Genomic DNA, 15,724 nt, shown 5'->3' on the forward strand with positions numbered 1-15,724 from the left:
GCCTCTCACAGAAAAAGTACCCGTCATTGCGGCAATGCGACGGTGCAGGCACTGCTTTGCCATCTTTTGCCCACTTTCCTCATACCACGTCATTGCCAAAAGGGGGCGCCGCAAACGACAGGCGACCACGCAAATGACCAACCATGAAGTCGACGGGTCCAAAACCGCCTCAGATCAGGGCCCCGGCACCAGCCCCCTCCGAAAGCGCCGTCGCTGGCCGTTGCTGCTCGCGGTCGCCGCGGTTCTGGCGGCAGGCATATGGGTGTTTTCCGGCGCTCGATCAGGCCAGACAGGCCCTGCATATACGATCCAGCCCGTCGAGCGGGGCAATCTCGTCGCGCAGGTGGCAACAACAGCAGTGTTGCATCCGCGAACCCAGATCGACATCTCGAGCGAACTGAAAGGCACGGTGCAGTCGGTTCCCGTAAGGCAAAGCCAGCGCATCCGCCGTGGCGAGGTCCTCGCGACACTCGATTCCACGGTTTTCGAATACGCCGTGGAACGTGCAGAAGCGCTTGTGGCCACGGCAAGGGCGAGCCTCTCAGACGCTGAGATTTCCTTGCGCGAAGCCGAACGCAAGCTCGAACGGGCCCAGGCTCTGAAAGCCAGAAACGCACTCAGCGAACAGAAGCTCGAGGAGATGCAGGCCGAGCGCGACCGTGCAGAAAACCGGGTCATCACGGCAACAGCCGATCTTGCGGCCAATCAGGCCGAGCTCAAGTTGAAGCGCTTCGATCTCAGCCGGACGACAATCCGCTCACCGATCGATGGGGTGGTGTTGGCGCGCAAGGCCGAGCCCGGCAAAACCATGTTCGCCTCCTCCGACGACGGTGTGCTGTTTGTTCTCGCCGAGAATCTGGAGCAGATGGAACTGGTCGCAAAGATCAACGAGGCCGATATTGGCGCGGTGCAGCGTGGGCAACAGGCGAGTTTTACCGTCGAAGCCTACCCCGACCAGACCTTTGGCGCGACAATCCGGGATGTCTCCTTTGCCCATAAGACCGAAAACGATCTGGTGACTTATGAGGCAAATCTCGATGTACGCAACGCCGATCTGAAGCTGCGTCCTGGCATGACAGCCTCTGTTTCGATCAAGACAAACGAAACGCAGAACGCCCTCCTCATTCCCACCAGCGCATTGCGATATCGGCCACGCACCTTTGAAGACGTATCCCCCTCGATCCCGTCAGAAGCTTCCAGCGATCTGGCACTTGTCCACGTGCTTGAGAACAACGAGCCAAAAGCGGTTCGGGTTAAGCTTGGCGTGCGCAACTGGGAGAAAGCCGAGGTCCTGTCCGGCCTGTTGGCTGGACAGAATGTGATCACCGGAGAACAGATCGGTGGACTGACCCAATGAACGCGCCGGTCCGCTCCACGCCGCTCCTCGTCTTCTCCAGGGTCTGGCGCAGTTATGGCGAAGGCGACACGCAGATCCATGCCCTCTCGGATGTCAGCTTCGAGATCGAACAGGGTGCCTTCGTGGCCGTCACCGGCCCCTCAGGTTCGGGAAAGTCCACTGCAATGAACATTCTGGGCTCGCTCGATATACCCTCCCGTGGCGCTTACTGCTTCATGGGCAACGACGCTGGCAGGATGGACAGGGTGGCCCGCGCCGAGCTGCGCAACAGGCATATCGGCTTCGTGTTTCAGGGTTACAATCTCCTGCCACGAACCAAGGCACTCGAAAACGTGGAACTGCCTCTCGTCTATCGCGGTCTTTCGGCGCACCGACGTCGCGCCCTTGCCGGAAAAGCGCTGGCACAGGTCGGGCTGGAGGGTCGTGAGCATCACAGGCCGGGCGCCCTGTCCGGGGGTCAGCAGCAGCGGGTTGCGATTGCCCGCGCCCTGGTGTCGGAACCGACCCTGCTCGTGGCCGACGAACCGACCGGAAATCTGGATACCGAACGCAGCCACGAAATCATGGCGCTTCTCACAGAACTCAACCGACAACAGGGCTTGACCATTGTGATGGTCACTCACGAAGCCGATATGGCAGCCTTCGCCGGCCGGCAGATCGGCTTTCGTGACGGGAAGATCGCCTTTGACACCGATCATGAGGCGGCACGCTGATGCTGCTGGAATCGGTTCACCTGGCGCTTCTCTCCATCGCCCGCAACAAGATGCGCTCCCTGCTCACACTGCTTGGGGTGATTATCGGCGTGGCTGCAGTGATCGCGCTGCTCACGATAGGCGGTGGTGCGCGGGAAAAAATTCGCGCCGAAATGGCCGGTTTTGGAAGCCGTCTGATCTTTGTCTTCGCCGGTATGCCCCCTGATCCGTCTGCTCCGGCTATGGCCAGGGCACGGGCGCTCACAAACACACATCTGATCAACATGGAAAAAGCCATCAGCCGATACGCCACCGTGGCAGCGAATGCAGAAACCCGGCTTCGCGTTTCCTATGGCGCGCGTGGTCTCTCCGCGCAGCTTCGCGGCGTCAGCAAGTCCTATTTCGCCCTGCGCGACTGGCCCCTGACCCGCGGCCGCCTGCCCACGGCCCCCGAACTGGCCAGCAATGCCAGCATCTGCGTTGTGGGAAGCAGGGTGTCGGAAGCGCTTTTCGGCATGGAGAACCCGGTCGGTGCCCGCATACGGATTGGCCAGACCCACTGTCGTGTTATCGGACAGCTTTCCGACAGGGGCGCTTCATTTTCCGGAGATCAGGACATACTCGTAATGATGCCGCTCGGGCTGTTTCAAACCCGGATCAGCGGCAAAAACGAAATCGAGCAGATATTGATCAATGCGCCCAGCGAGGCATCGATCCCCCTTCTCAAAACGAAAGTCAGGGAGGAGATGCGCCGTCTGCGCCGGATTGCGCCAGGACGCAGCGATGATTTTCAGGTCGAGGACATGGCCGAGTATATGCGCCAGGCAAGCAGCATCATTGGCAATGTGACGGCGATACTCGGCGCAATCGCCGCCATCAGCCTTCTGGTCGGCGGTATCGGTATCATGAACATCATGCTGGTATCGGTAACCGAGCGCACCCGCGAGATCGGCATCCGCATGGCCATCGGCGCGCGCCAGCGCGATATTCTACTCCAGTTCCTGACAGAAGCCTCGGTGCTCTCGCTGCTCGGCGGGCTGATCGGCATCGGCTTCGGCCTTGCCATTGCATGGGCCGGAACCACCCTCATGAATGTGGACTTCGTGCCCAGTCTTGCCGCGATTGCGGCAATCGCGGCAGTTTCTGCGATCATCGGGATCGTGTTCGGCTTTTTTCCAGCGCTACGTGGCGCCCGTCTCGATCCTATCGAAGCCCTTCGACACGAGTGATCGCTTCTGCTCTCCGGCCGGTCAGGTTATGTCGAGTTGAACCACCACCGGACAATGGTCTGAGGCTTTTGGTCTGTCCCAGCCCACACGCGGGAACCGGGACACCTCCTGTTCCGGCGGAAAAACCGTGCGCCAGGGCTGTCCGGATCGGATGATTTCGGGGATCGCACGCGGATTGCGTTCGGCGAGCGCTTTCGAAGCCAGGAGGTAATCGAGCTGGCAGAGATGCCGCTCTTCCGGCCCTCTGGTGTGATAAAGCGTCCAGCGATCCATCTCGGGTCGGCGCTCTACGAGGTTCTCGCAAAATCCGCCGGCGGTCAGCGTGTTGATGCTGGAAAGCGTCTCCTGCACAGGCTCGAACCGATAACCTTCATGCGCTTCACCGGTAATGACCAGGCGCTCGCGATAGTCGTTCAAATCGCCACAGATGACCCAGCGCTTCGCAGACGCCCGGTCAGCACCGCCGAAACGTTCCTCGATGATACGTCGAACAGCAGCTGCCTCGGCCATTCGCACGGGCATGGAGGCGGACCGCCCGTCCATGCCGTTGCGCGGCGGACTCATCGCCTTGAAATGCACGACATAGAGCGTCATGGGACGGCCGCCGACCTTGATGTCGAGTTCCAGACAATCCCTGCGGAACAAGCGATCCTGCGGTTCGATACCAAGCTCCGCCAGAGCGTCGTTGTGCAGGTCCAGATCAGAGAAGGTCAGGTGGGCATGACTGGTCATGCGCTCGAATTCGATTGGCTGTCCATGCGTAGTCGCCGGCCGCATCATGACCGCCACGTCGATGCCGCGTGAATCATTGCCCGAAGCAGAATACTTCTCGCGATAACCGTTGCCGATCATCTTGAAGAGATAGCCATACTCGAACGCCTTGAGCGCGGCCAGATTGTCGACTTCCTGAAGGCACAGGATATCTGCTCGCGTCGCTGCGATGGCAAGTGCAGTCAACTGCCTCGCATCATCCGTCAACGCTACGGCCCGCGCCTGTTCGAGCGCGCGATAATGCGCTTCATCCTTGATCTCATAGAGCGACAGCGCGCGGTCACGATGGAGATCGTTGCGGAAACCGGAGAAATCGAACCGGTTCATCAGATTTTCAACGTTGAAGGTGGCGAGCCGGAGCGACATGCAAGAACGTTTAAACGGTGCAGCACGGATTACAAGCCTCGGTTCGGCCCAAAACCGGCAACGTTTCCATTCATCACACGTTCATGGAGATTGTGCTTGCTTCTGATACTATAAGCATCTCTGACATTGCTTGATTGAAGGGATGTGGGGGCTTTTTCGGGGGTCTGGAAACCAGGAGACCACTATGAAACACGGACTGACAAAAATCGCCTGTTCGGGCCTGATCGCCCTCGGGTTTGTTTTCGTCGGAGCGCCTGCAAACGCCAACGCGCTTGGTATCGCCGGTAGCGCGGCTTCCGGGGCGGTAGAGCGTTCGGCAGCGGAAACACCTGTGACAAAGGTAGACCACCGCCACCATAGGAAGTGGCGCCACCACCACGAACGCCGCAAGTGGCGCCGACATCGTCCGCGCGCTGGCTTCTACTTGGAATTCGGCCGGCCCGCTCCCTACTATTACCCGCCCTACCACGTGCGCCCGCGGCCCGCGCGCCCTTATTATGGTCAGCCCGTCAGGCTGTCGCGCGCGCATGTGCGCTGGTGCTATAACCGGTATCGTTCCTACCGGGCTTCCGACAACACCTTCCAGCCCTACCACGGCCCACGCCGGCCCTGCCGTTCACCGTATTACTGATCGGCAACGGGACTGATTTCTGACAATGGCGCGGGATCGTCCGCGCCATTTTCTTTATGCAGTTTTTCCTGTCGCACGGACTTGAGACGATTTTAGCGACAATTTCGCTTTTTCAACCTTCCCGGCGCGATTAAAAATCCGGATTTCTATCTGGAGTTGTGTACGATGCGTTGTTTGAAACTGATTCTGGTTGTCGCACTTTGTCTTGTCGGCACACAAATTGCGACTGCCGGTCGGCTTTTATCAGCAACCAGCAGCCGCATATGCCTGGACGGCTGGAACGAGCGTCGCGCGATGCGGCACCTCTTTCCCGGCCGAATGCAGTTGACACTGGGCGACATGCATCGTCGCCATTGGCTCGAGCGTTGCCGCACTGACTATCGCTTGCACCACCGTCCGATTCCCTCATGGTCGCCCTGGCACGATCCGCATGGCCGCTTTGCAGGCTATTTTTACGGTTTCAACGATGTGTACGGTCCCGGCCGCCGGCCATTGTTAAGGCCGCGCCACGGTGCACGGTCGTTCTACTGGCGCTATCGGCCTGCGCAGCGCACAGGGGTGGCGCGCGCTTATCCCGGCCATGCTGCTCGAGCAGCACATCTTGCCTGGTGCGACAGTAAATATCGTTCGTTTCGAGCGTCCGATAACACGTTTCAGCCCTATCGCGGCCCACGCAAACACTGTGTTTCACCCTATGGCCGGTAGGGCGACCTTTCGCAAAACGGAAGATGCGCTCAACCGTGAAACCGCGCCCGATAAGCTCTGGGCGTCATGCCGCGCAGTGCCTTGAACTGCCGGTTGAAATTGGCCAATGAGCGATAGCCGACTGCAGCAGCCACATGGCCGATTGGCTGCTCACTCGAGGAAAGCCGCATGCACGCTTCGCCAATGCGCAGCCGCATTACGTAGTCTGAAATGCTGGTCCGCGTGTGTCGGCGAAACAGTCGATGCAGGCCGGAGGGACTGAGCGCCGCGATCTCGGCCAGCTCTCCGTTGGTAACCCCATCAGCGTAGTGTTTGTGAATATGCGCCAGCACGCGATCTATCCGTTCGCGGTCAGCCCGGTCGAGATCGCGCGCCGCCACCGTGCTTGCAAGAGGCTCCGCCTCCGCATCCTCCGCCAGAAGCAGCAGAACCCGTACCAGCGCCAGAAATCGCTCGCCCGGACCCGCCTCGAAAAGGTCCTCGATCAGGGGCCGTACCCGCTCGGAAATCTGCGGCGAAAAGGCAAGCCCGGTTTCCGCCCTGGCCAGGAGCCCTGCGATGGGACGTAACTCCGCAAAGCCCTCCCCCAAAGCCGCTGCCCATTCGTGACGAAACCACATGACCAGCGCCACATGGGGGTGCGATGGGTTCCGCCGTGCGCGCGAAGCCCATGTATGTGGCAGGTTAGCGCCCACCAGCACCAGATCGCCGTCGTCATACTCCCCCACATGATCGCCGACGAAGCGCTGCCCCGTGGAATTGAGCGTCAGCGTCAGCTCGTATTCGGGATGATGATGCCATTCAAAGGGAATGCCATCCTCGAGCCGGCGATTGAGCATGCTCCAGGAGGCACCCGGCACGGTCGGCAAGGTCTCCAGAAACGGCCTCATCCAGCGCTCCACAACTATTAAACGCCATAATCGTATCAATATTGGCCAGCTGAGTACAACACCGCTCCGTTGGTCGCGGTATTCTGAGGCCTGCAATCGAGGATATCCGGGAGGAAACCATGCAGGAAGCCGTCATCAAGCGCGATGCGCACCCCTCGACCAGCAAGGTCGGCACGCAGCTCAAGGACATCGTAAAGACACTTCCGCTGCGCGTTCTCTCTGAAAACGACTGGCAACACTGGGTTACCAGAGGCTACGTCATCGTGCGTCAGGCCGTGCCGAGCGAGAATGTCGAGCGTCTCGTCGACCTGCTATGGGCGTTTGACGAAAAAGACCCCAACGACCCTTCGACCTGGTATGCCCCGCAGCGCCGCGAGCACAGGATGAAGGAGCTCAACAACACCGGCATGCTGGAGATTTATAATCACCAGTATCTGTGGGACAATCGCATGGAACAGCGTATCTACGATGCCTTCGTTGACATCTGGGACCGTGAAGACCTCTGGGTCACCATCGACCGTGCCAATCTGAACGCGCCAAAGAAAAACCCCGGCAATCCGAACGGTTTCATCCACTGGGATGCAGACACTTCGCTCCGCCCCCTGCCCATCGGTGTTCAGGGTGTGTTGAGCCTGAAGAAGCAGGACGGCGATGTCGGAGGTTTCCAGTGCATTCCCGAGCTCTTCGAGCATTTCGACGAGTGGGTCGAAACCCAGCCCGCCGATCGTGACCCGATGCATCCAGACACGACCGGCTTCAAGATCACCAATATCGACATGGAGGCAGGCGATCTCCTGATCTTCAACTCGCTTCTGGCGCATGGTGTCCGGCCCAACCATTCGAAGGACCGGGTCCGGATGGCGCAATACATCTCCATGCACCCGGCCGAGTTCGAGAATGAGGAAGAACGCCTCGAACGCATCCGCCTCTGGCGCGAACTCGACCACCCCAAACGCGACGCCTTCCCCGGCGACCCACGCGAATGGGAAAAGAAGCACGCGAAAACGGCAGAGCTTACGGAGCTGGGAGAGAGGCTGCTGGGATTGAAGCGCTGGCCACTCGGGACCTGACAACGCAAGCCAATGACTTGCGCATGGCTTCACTCTCCTGTCAGCGCTCGCGCTCCTGGCAGGAGAGGACTTATATCCAGCCCTTTCGACAACCTCACAACGTCCGTCTCTGCGTCGACAAGGCAGACAAAGACCGGCCGATAGGCATCCGACAAGCTGGGGCCAGCCACCACCGCCACGTCATAGCCTGGCAAACCACCAGCGTCCGGCAAGACAATAGGATCCGGCCAAATCTCACGGGCCGCCTCAAAACAACGCGAAGTCACCTCCATCTGCCTTTCGAATTGAATGGAAGCGTCATCAGCCGAAGCTGTTGAAGAATATAAAATTAAACACTGCAAAAAATATATATTAAATAACCGCATGATATAACCAACAACTCAAAAGAAAAGGAACATAATCACAAATATCTCTACGGAAAAGTAAGATTTTTTATTTATTTAAAAAAAGCGGGTGAGAACGATAATTTTGGGAGGCCGCCTGAGGCTCACCGAAAAGCCACGCCGATCTCCGTCAGGCTGCGCCAGCGGATCACAGCCATGCGGACACGGTCGCTGCCCTCAATCTCGACGTAGAACTCATCGGGCACCGCACAGATGTCGCCGAAGCGGATGCGGGCGCCGCTTTCGCTCAGATCGCGCACCATCCCCAGAAGCATGCAGGTGCCGTTGTTCCAGAAGAGCCGGGCGTGCCGCTCCAGGGGATCGCGCGGTTCGTTGCGTCGCTCGGTGGAAGCCGGGCGCCCCGAAGATAATCGTCTTTCCGCATCCGAAATCATCACCGTCTCCTCGGATTTGCCCTCTCCTGGAGAGCCGCGCTGCGAAAGTCGTGCCAGCAGTCCGTTTCATGGTGGGACAGGCATATGAAGGAGCGGTAAAGAAAAAGGCCGCGGACGGTGCCGCGACCTCTCTTTCTGGAATGTGGAAAAAGATCAGTTCTTTTCCTTGTCCACCAGCTTGTTCTTGGAGATCCACGGCATCATGCCGCGCAGCTTCTCGCCAACTTCCTCGATCGGATGCTCGTCGTTCAGGCGGCGGGTCGCCTTGAAGCGGGCTGCCCCTGCGTGCCACTCCTGCATCCACTCAGTGGTGAAGCGGCCGGACTGGATGTCCTGAAGGACACGCTTCATCTCCGCCTTGGTCTCTGCCGTGATGATGCGCGGACCGGTCACATACTCGCCCCACTCGGCCGTGTTGGAGATCGAGTAGTTCATGTTGGCGATACCGCCCTCATAGATGAGGTCGACGATCAGCTTCACTTCATGCAGACACTCGAAATAGGCCATTTCAGGCGCGTAGCCGCCTTCGACCAGCGTCTCGAAGCCGGCACGGATGAGCTCGACCAGACCACCGCACAGAACGACCTGCTCACCGAAGAGATCCGTCTCGCACTCTTCGCGGAACGTGGTCTCGATGATGCCCGAGCGGCCACCACCCACACCGCAGGCATAGGAGAGGCCAAGGTCGAGCGCATTGCCAGACGCATCCTGATGAACCGCCACGAGGCACGGCACGCCGCCGCCCTTCTCATATTCGCCGCGCACCGTGTGACCGGGCCCCTTCGGCGCAACCATCAGCACGTCAACGGTCTTCTTCGGTTCGATCAGGCCGAAATGCACGTTAAGGCCGTGCGCGAAGGCAATGGCAGCGCCGTCACGGATGTTCGGCGCGATTTCGGAATTGTAGATGCCGGCCTGCAGCTCGTCGGGCGTTGCCATCATCATCAGATCGGCCCATGCGGCAGCCTCGGCCACCGACATCACCTTGAGGCCATCGGCCTCCACTTTCTTGGCGGTCGCGGAACCCGGACGCAGCGCAACGGCAATGTCCTTGGCGCCCGAATCCTTCAGGTTCAGCGCGTGCGCGCGACCCTGACTGCCATAACCGATAATGGCGACCTTCTTGCTCTTGATGAGATTGAGATCGGCATCGCGATCGTAATACACCCGCATACTCAGTTCCTTTCCTGATCCAACTTGATGTTGTTCGTTTCCGACTGCCTAGACCCTGTCCCGGCCTGCCGTCTCTCCTTTTCGCACTCCGAAGAGCACGAAAAACTGATCTACCGCCTCCTCTGCAAGCGCAGCATGATTTTCCGGTCGGCGGACGCCGGCCTCGCCCAGAAGCATGCGCACATGAAGGTCGCGCACGATCAGGCCGTAAAACGTGTGATAGGCAGCATCCCGGTCATGATAGGCGATGAGCCCGCGCTGCCGGCCCGCCTCCAGCAGCGCGCCTGCGCGCTTGTCGATGCCATGTCGCCCCCGCTCGATGAGCAGCGCCCCCAGCCGGCTGCCCTCACGGCTCGCCTGCCCGATCGCCAGCCGATTGAGCGCCAGCGAAACGTCCCCGCTCAAAACCTGCAGAAGATCATTGGCGAAATCCACCAGATGCGCACGAAAGCGGCCATGGTCGAGCTTTTCGCCACTGTCGATCCGGGCGCGTACCTTGCTCGCCTGATGGGCGATCATCGCAGCCAGAAGCCCGTCGCGGTCGCCGAACCATTTGTACAGGCTTTCCTTGGAGCAATTGGCCGCCCGCGCAAGTCCTGCGGTCGTCAGCGCGCGTTCACCGCCCTCCACCAGAAGCCCGAGCGCCTTGTCCAGAACCGCGCGCTGGCGCGGTGTATATTCGTCCTGCATTTCCGGCATGTGGCGCACGAAGGTTTCTGTTCCCGCTTCTCTATCGTACCGTACGGTACGGTTCTGTCACACCAGCCACCGGATTGCAAGCCGGATCGCGAGCAACAGCTCCGACTTTCGGGAAAGCATCGAGAAGAGGCGAAAATCCCCGCTTCCGGGCAGAATGCGGGGAGCGTATGGACATTCTGTTGCTGCCTGGAGCATTCGCCGCGAGGCAGCACAGAGGCCCTTTCAGGAAAACCGATAAAGCTCTACCGCCCGCACTGGCGCATCTGCTGAGCGTATTGATTGGCCATGCTCGCGGCCTTTCGGGCCGATTTCTGCATATGGGGATTGTTGCGCCACACGCCGCGTCGATATCCTGCATGCCCGGCATAATAGTTTAGATAGAGCCCATAAGCGTCGTTGAGTGCGACACCGTTGGTCCTGTGGCTGGTCTGATGATACCAGCCGACAAAGTCGACGGCATCGGCAAAGCTCGTGCGCCGCGCCATCATATTACCGGTTTCGCGCTTGTAGCGCTGCCAGGTGCCATCGAGCGCCTGCGAATAGCCATAAGCGCTTGAAGCGCGTTTCCACGGTATGAAGCCGAGCAGCTTCCTGCGCGGCGGGCGTGCATCCGCATCAAAGCCGGATTCGATCCGGATCGTCGCCATCAACACCTCCGCAGGCACACCATATTTGCGCTCGGCGCGCTTGGCCTCCGTGTACCAACCGCCAAAAAGGCCCTGCTTCTGGTCGAAGACGGTACAAACATTGTTGATGCTGCGCGGCGTCGAAGCACAGCCTGCCAACGCCAGCGCGAGCAGCATGGTCACTGCAGCTATACGCATGGAACACCTCAAAACCCGCACCCCATGCATAGGCTGGCGAATCCTAAGAAACCCTATTCGCACGCGTTAACGCTCTGGGCAATTCCGTGACCAGATGCGGCTCAAATGGAGCGCAGGCTCACCCTTCGCAGGCCCGCATGAAGCGACGGACGGTTTGTGCCATGCCATGTTCCAGCGCATCGGCAGTAAGCCCATGCCCGATAGAGACTTCACAAAGGCCGGGTATGCGAAGCGCCAGCGCAGGAAGGTTCGCCACCGTCAGATCGTGCCCAGCATTGACACCGAGCCCGACCGCCATGGCGGCATCTGCCGTTTTACCTAGCTTTTCCAGTTCGATAGCGGCTTTTTCGGAATCATCGTGGCAAGCACCATACGGCCCCGTGTACAATTCGATCCGGTCCGCCCCCAGCGCGGCAGCGGTCGGCACCTGCTCCGGATCCGGGTCGGCAAAGAGCGAGACCCGAAAGCCCTGCTTTTTCAGCCGCGCGATAATGGGCTGAAGAAACTCGCCCTGCCCGGAAAAATCCCAGCCATGGTCCGAGGTCGCCTGCGCCGGGTCGTCCGGCACCAGCGTCACCTGTTCTGGCTGGTGCTCTTCCACGAGAGCAAGAAATTCCTCAGTGGGATACCCCTCGATGTTGAACTCGCGGTCGGGAAATTCGTCATCCAGCAACGCCCGGATCTCCGGCAGGTCGGAAAAGCGGATATGCCGCTGGTCCGGTCTGGGATGGACCGTCAGCCCGCTGGCACCCGCCTCCAGGGCAATACGGCCAAGTCCCGTAACGCTCGGCCATGGCAGGTCGCGCCGATTGCGCAGCATGGCAATAGCATTGAGATTGACGGAGAGTTTTGCCGGCATTGTCGATTTCAGCTTTCTAAGACGTTTTGGATCGTCCCCGCTCCATAGCGCGATCAGACGGGAACGGACAGGCCCAGACAGCGTTGATAATGCAAGCAGCAAGCGGTCAGGAGAGAAAAATGACCATCAACGATACTCCTCCGAATGTACGGCGCATCGAGACCAGTCGCGAGGATGCCTACGCTTTCGAGGTCGTGGGACACATCACGGCAGCCGACGTGGAGAACCTTTATGGTCTTCTCGAAGGCGCCTATGAGGTGCATGACAAGATCGACCTGCTTGTGATCATCCACGACTATGAAGGGTTTGACTGGCAGGCGGCCTTCAAGGAACAGACGATACTGGGCAAAACCCACGCACTGAAGCACATTCGCAAATATGCCGTGGCAGGCGGCCCCGCCTGGATGGGCACGACCATCGCCCTTTTCCGCCCGTTCTTCACCATGGAGATGGAACACTTCCCTTATGAGAAGGTCGAAGAAGCGTGGAAATGGCTGGGAGCCGAACCCGCTTCTCCACCGGGATGATCGCCTCTGGCACAATTCCGGGAGCGTGGACGCGCCCTACCGCACGATGGTCAGACGCTCGGAAGCGCGGGTGATCGCCGTATAGAGCCAGCGCTGGCGGGTATCGCGGAAGGCATAACTCTCATCAAAGAGCACCACCTCGTCCCACTGCGAGCCCTGCGCCTTGTGAACTGTCAGTGCATAGCCGTAATCGAAATCGTCGAACCGCTTCTTGGTCTGCCATGGAATTTCCGCTTCCGGATCTTCAAAGGCCGCCTTAAGCAGCTTGATCTTGGCCACGCCGCGATCAGGGTCGTCTTCCTCCGGTGAGACCAGAAGATTGATGCCCGGTTTCACCGTTTCCCTGGAAGAGGTCATCACCTTCCAAAGCGACCCGTTGAGCAGCCCCTTGGCCGGATCATTGCGCAAGCATACGAGCTTGTCTCCGGCCTGAGGATAATCGGCATCAAATCCCTTCAATTCGCGCAGGCGCTGATTGTAGCGCCGGCGTGTGCGGTTGGTTCCTACCAGGACCTGATCTGCCGAAAGCACAAGGTCCTGATCGACCTCGGCCTTCGAGATCACCTTTGCAGCGCCATAATCGCCATGGGAGATTTCGCGCCCTTCACGCACATCGAGCGCAAGCTGAATGATGGGATTGTCCCGCGCTTGCCGATGAATTTCCGTCAGAAGGTGGTCGGGTTCATGCTCGGTGAAAAATCCGCCCCCGGAAATCGGCGGAAGCTGGCCGGGATCCCCCAGAACCAGGATGGGCGTTCCAAACGACATCAGGTCACGGCCAAGTGCCTCGTCAACCATCGAGCATTCGTCAATGATTACCATGGCTGCCTTGGCAATGGGACTTTGCCGGTTGAGCGAGAACGTCGGAGAGATGGACGTGCGCCCCGTCAGTTCATCCTCCACTTCCTCCTCGCCACGCGGACGATAAATGAGCGAATGAATGGTACGGGCATTACTGGCCCCGCGCGAGCGCAGAACCTGAGCCGCCTTGCCGGTGAACGCGGCGAACTGAACATCGCCGTCCACATGTTCGGCAAAATAGCGCGCCAGCGTCGTCTTTCCTGTCCCGGCATAGCCGAACAGACGGAAAACTTGGCTTTGACCGGCCTTGAGCCAGCTTGCCACGGCGTTGAGCGCCGCGTCCTGTTGCGGGGAGAATTCCATGCTGTCCAGAAAGCAGATTCGCTTTCGCCTGAACAGGCCGCAGCAGCGCTAATGATGGGGGGAAAAATCCCGGCCCGGCCAGGTGGTGACCGGAGGCTCCGGCATGACGTCTTCACCAAGATGGCTTGTTACATAGAAGACATCTTGCCAAAGCTCGTCATCGCCCCTGTCGCTCAGCACCCGGAGCATGATGAGATAGCGTTTGCGCGCTCTAACACCACAGACCGGCGGCGACCGCAGACTGTATCGCCTGCGCCAGCGCTGGGCACGCTCACGAACCACGTAATAACCGTTTCCGGCAGGGTCTTCGAAACTCGCCTCAATGATCATGCCATGACGGAGTGGTCGAACTTCCTTGACCGAAAGATCGTACCGGATCTCCGCCTTGTTGTGATCAATGGTAAAACCTCCCCCAACGATATCAAGCAGCGGCCTCTTGGAAGGCGGCTCGTAAGTGGCCCAGCCGATGGTGAACAGAAGGATTGAAACCGCAAATGTGCACAGGAACAACCGCCAGGTCACCGTGGATTCATCGAGTCTCGCCATGCGACCACTCCACCGCGCTGCGGGAAGCATATAAAGTAGCCGGCTAATATATTATATGCAAGCACCCGGCTTGCGATTGCCGTTCCAGCCCTTCTGGGCCGGCGACCCTTCACAAGCTTTGGGAGAAGCAGAAACGCTCTACTCTAGCGCAGCATTGGCCACAGTGTTGCGGCCAGCGCGATGCCCATGGCGATGTTGAACCATTTGAGCCGAACGGGATCGGCCAGAAAGCCACGCAGCGCGACGCCGAAGCTGGCCCATACCGAAACACTTGGAAAATTGACGATCACGAAAGCGAACGCCACCAGGAACACGGTGAGAAACGGTGCCGCCGGATCCGTGTAGACCGCCATCGCTGTCAGGGCCATGACCCATGCCTTGGGATTGACCCATTGAAAGGCCGCCGCTTCAAGAAAAGTCATTGGCTCGGCTTTGCCGTCCCCCGCCTCTCCCAGCGCCCGCGACATGGCAATACGCCAGGCGAGATACAGAAGGTAGGCCCCGCCTGCGATCTTCAAAACGGTGTGGAGCGCCGGCACCGCGGTGAGCACTGCTCCAAGACCGAAGCCAACGGCGAGAAGCAGCGAGGCGAAACCACCGGCAATGCCAAGCATGTGCGGAATTGTACGCCGAAAACCGAAATTCACGCCGGACGCCAACAGCATGAAATTGTTGGGTCCCGGCGTAACAGAAGAAACGAAAGAGAAGACAAGCAAGGCGAGGAAGACCTCAGACGACATCCGTTTGCTCCCAGACAGCCACCCGAAAAGGGCACGAAGGTCAGTATTATTGACCCGGCTTCCGGCGCAGGCCATTTGAAACTTGTCCCCCTGCGCCGAAAAATTGTCCCTCGCCCCGCCCCGGTTCCTTACATTCCCTCGGGGCCCCGGTTCATTGCCGCAACACCCGTGCGGCACACCTCCACCAGGCCAAGCGGCTTCATGATGGCGATGAACTGCTCGATCTTGGAGACCCGCCCGGTGATCTCAAAGATGAAATGCTCTGTATTGGCATCGATCACCTGAGCACGGAAAGCATCGGCCAGGCGCAGTGCCTCCACACGGTCGTCTCCCTGTCCCCTCACCTTCACCAGCGCCAGCTCACGCTCCATCGGGCGATCATGGCCCCGTTCGTCCGCCACCACCGAGAGATCAACCACGCGGTGAACGGGCACGATGCGTTCGAGCTGATGCTTGATCTGCTCAAGAACATGGCCTGTGCCACGGGTCACGATCGTGATGCGCGAAAGATGCCTCTCGTGCTCCGTCTCCGAAACAGTCAGGCTGTCGATGTTGTAGCCGCGGCCGGAAAAAAGGCCGATCACGCGGGCGAGAACTCCCGGTTCGTTGTCGACAAGAACCGCCAGCGTGTGCGTTTGTGCGGCTTCGGTTTCCTTGGTGATGAAGTAGGCAGAGCCGGTGGGTTGTAGTTGCGCGTTCATTG

General features: G+C 59.5%; 18 protein-coding genes. 7 read left to right on the forward strand and 11 right to left on the reverse strand.

Going from position 1 to position 15,724, the window contains the following annotated elements; translation table 11 throughout:
- The first annotated feature begins 133 nt into the window (after positions 1-133).
- The 3 genes from HF949_RS14275 to HF949_RS14285 are packed head-to-tail and all read left to right on the forward strand — an operon-like array spanning position 134 to position 3,278.
- Positions 134-1,357 carry an efflux RND transporter periplasmic adaptor subunit gene (locus tag HF949_RS14275; protein WP_292896326.1) on the forward strand — a complete coding sequence of 408 codons (1,224 nt, stop codon included), beginning with the start codon at positions 134-136 and terminating at the stop codon, positions 1,355-1,357.
- A complete protein-coding gene (locus HF949_RS14280; RefSeq protein ID WP_292896328.1) occupies positions 1,354-2,070 on the forward strand; it encodes an ABC transporter ATP-binding protein in 717 nt (238 codons plus the stop codon). The genes HF949_RS14275 and HF949_RS14280 overlap by 4 nt, the downstream gene beginning before the upstream one ends.
- Positions 2,070-3,278, forward strand: coding sequence for an ABC transporter permease (locus HF949_RS14285; RefSeq protein WP_292896330.1), 1,209 nt, complete (start codon positions 2,070-2,072; stop codon positions 3,276-3,278). Before HF949_RS14280 ends, HF949_RS14285 begins: the two co-directional genes overlap by 1 nt.
- Positions 3,279-3,299: 21 nt before the next feature.
- Here HF949_RS14285 and HF949_RS14290 read toward each other — a convergent pair whose 3' ends face one another.
- Positions 3,300-4,415, reverse strand: a complete 1,116-nt coding sequence (locus HF949_RS14290; RefSeq protein WP_292896332.1) for an endonuclease/exonuclease/phosphatase family protein — start codon at positions 4,413-4,415, stop codon at positions 3,300-3,302.
- A gap of 184 nt (positions 4,416-4,599) precedes the next feature.
- On the opposite strand from HF949_RS14290, the gene HF949_RS14295 reads away from it, so the two are divergent.
- Positions 4,600-5,046, forward strand: coding sequence for a BA14K family protein (locus tag HF949_RS14295; RefSeq protein ID WP_292896334.1), 447 nt, complete (start codon positions 4,600-4,602; stop codon positions 5,044-5,046).
- A gap of 165 nt (positions 5,047-5,211) precedes the next feature.
- Positions 5,212-5,751 carry a BA14K family protein gene (locus HF949_RS14300; protein ID WP_292896336.1) on the forward strand — a complete coding sequence of 180 codons (540 nt, stop codon included), beginning with the start codon at positions 5,212-5,214 and terminating at the stop codon, positions 5,749-5,751.
- 29 nt (positions 5,752-5,780) lie between these two features.
- On the opposite strand, the gene HF949_RS14305 is transcribed toward HF949_RS14300, so the two are convergent.
- Positions 5,781-6,641 (reverse strand): AraC family transcriptional regulator, encoded by an 861-nt coding sequence (locus HF949_RS14305; protein WP_292896338.1) that lies wholly within the window; start codon positions 6,639-6,641, stop codon positions 5,781-5,783.
- A gap of 119 nt (positions 6,642-6,760) precedes the next feature.
- Here HF949_RS14305 and HF949_RS14310 point away from each other — a divergent pair, with 119 nt between their 5' ends.
- A complete protein-coding gene (locus HF949_RS14310) occupies positions 6,761-7,711 on the forward strand; it encodes a phytanoyl-CoA dioxygenase family protein (RefSeq protein ID WP_292896340.1) in 951 nt (316 codons plus the stop codon).
- A gap of 487 nt (positions 7,712-8,198) precedes the next feature.
- Here the strand turns inward: HF949_RS14310 and HF949_RS14315 are convergent, their stop codons facing one another.
- The 5 genes from HF949_RS14315 to HF949_RS14335 all read right to left on the reverse strand — a co-directional run bounded on the left by HF949_RS14315 (position 8,199) and on the right by HF949_RS14335 (position 12,044).
- Positions 8,199-8,489: a PilZ domain-containing protein gene (locus HF949_RS14315; RefSeq protein ID WP_292896341.1), complete on the reverse strand. Its 291-nt coding sequence runs from the start codon at positions 8,487-8,489 to the stop codon at positions 8,199-8,201.
- 153 nt (positions 8,490-8,642) lie between these two features.
- On the reverse strand, positions 8,643-9,662 hold the full coding sequence (gene ilvC, locus HF949_RS14320; protein WP_223021030.1) for a ketol-acid reductoisomerase: 1,020 nt from the start codon (positions 9,660-9,662) through the stop codon (positions 8,643-8,645).
- A 48-nt stretch (positions 9,663-9,710) separates the two neighbouring features.
- Positions 9,711-10,361, reverse strand: coding sequence for a TetR/AcrR family transcriptional regulator (locus tag HF949_RS14325; protein WP_292900212.1), 651 nt, complete (start codon positions 10,359-10,361; stop codon positions 9,711-9,713).
- Positions 10,362-10,603: 242 nt separating this feature from the next.
- Positions 10,604-11,185 carry a transglycosylase SLT domain-containing protein gene (locus HF949_RS14330; RefSeq protein WP_292896345.1) on the reverse strand — a complete coding sequence of 194 codons (582 nt, stop codon included), beginning with the start codon at positions 11,183-11,185 and terminating at the stop codon, positions 10,604-10,606.
- A gap of 118 nt (positions 11,186-11,303) precedes the next feature.
- Entirely contained in the window at positions 11,304-12,044 is a 741-nt protein-coding gene (locus HF949_RS14335) for a pyridoxine 5'-phosphate synthase (RefSeq protein WP_292896347.1), read from the reverse strand.
- Positions 12,045-12,163: 119 nt separating this feature from the next.
- Here HF949_RS14335 and HF949_RS14340 point away from each other — a divergent pair, with 119 nt between their 5' ends.
- The gene (locus HF949_RS14340; protein WP_292896349.1) at positions 12,164-12,571 is read left to right on the forward strand and encodes an STAS/SEC14 domain-containing protein; all 408 of its coding nucleotides are present in this window, start codon (positions 12,164-12,166) and stop codon (positions 12,569-12,571) included.
- A 36-nt stretch (positions 12,572-12,607) separates the two neighbouring features.
- Here HF949_RS14340 and HF949_RS14345 read toward each other — a convergent pair whose 3' ends face one another.
- The 4 genes from HF949_RS14345 to ilvN form a co-directional block, all read right to left on the reverse strand.
- Entirely contained in the window at positions 12,608-13,735 is a 1,128-nt protein-coding gene (locus tag HF949_RS14345) for an ATP-dependent DNA helicase (protein WP_292896351.1), read from the reverse strand.
- A gap of 48 nt (positions 13,736-13,783) precedes the next feature.
- Positions 13,784-14,281 carry a hypothetical protein gene (locus HF949_RS14350; protein WP_292896353.1) on the reverse strand — a complete coding sequence of 166 codons (498 nt, stop codon included), beginning with the start codon at positions 14,279-14,281 and terminating at the stop codon, positions 13,784-13,786.
- Positions 14,282-14,424: 143 nt separating this feature from the next.
- A complete protein-coding gene (locus HF949_RS14355; RefSeq protein ID WP_292896355.1) occupies positions 14,425-15,021 on the reverse strand; it encodes a LysE family translocator in 597 nt (198 codons plus the stop codon).
- 128 nt (positions 15,022-15,149) lie between these two features.
- Entirely contained in the window at positions 15,150-15,722 is a 573-nt protein-coding gene (ilvN, locus tag HF949_RS14360) for an acetolactate synthase small subunit (RefSeq protein WP_223021038.1), read from the reverse strand.
- Between the last annotated feature and the right edge of the window lie 2 nt (positions 15,723-15,724).

The sequence above is a fragment of the Nitratireductor sp. genome, assembly GCF_017794765.1.
GTDB lineage: Bacteria > Pseudomonadota > Alphaproteobacteria > Rhizobiales > Rhizobiaceae > Nitratireductor.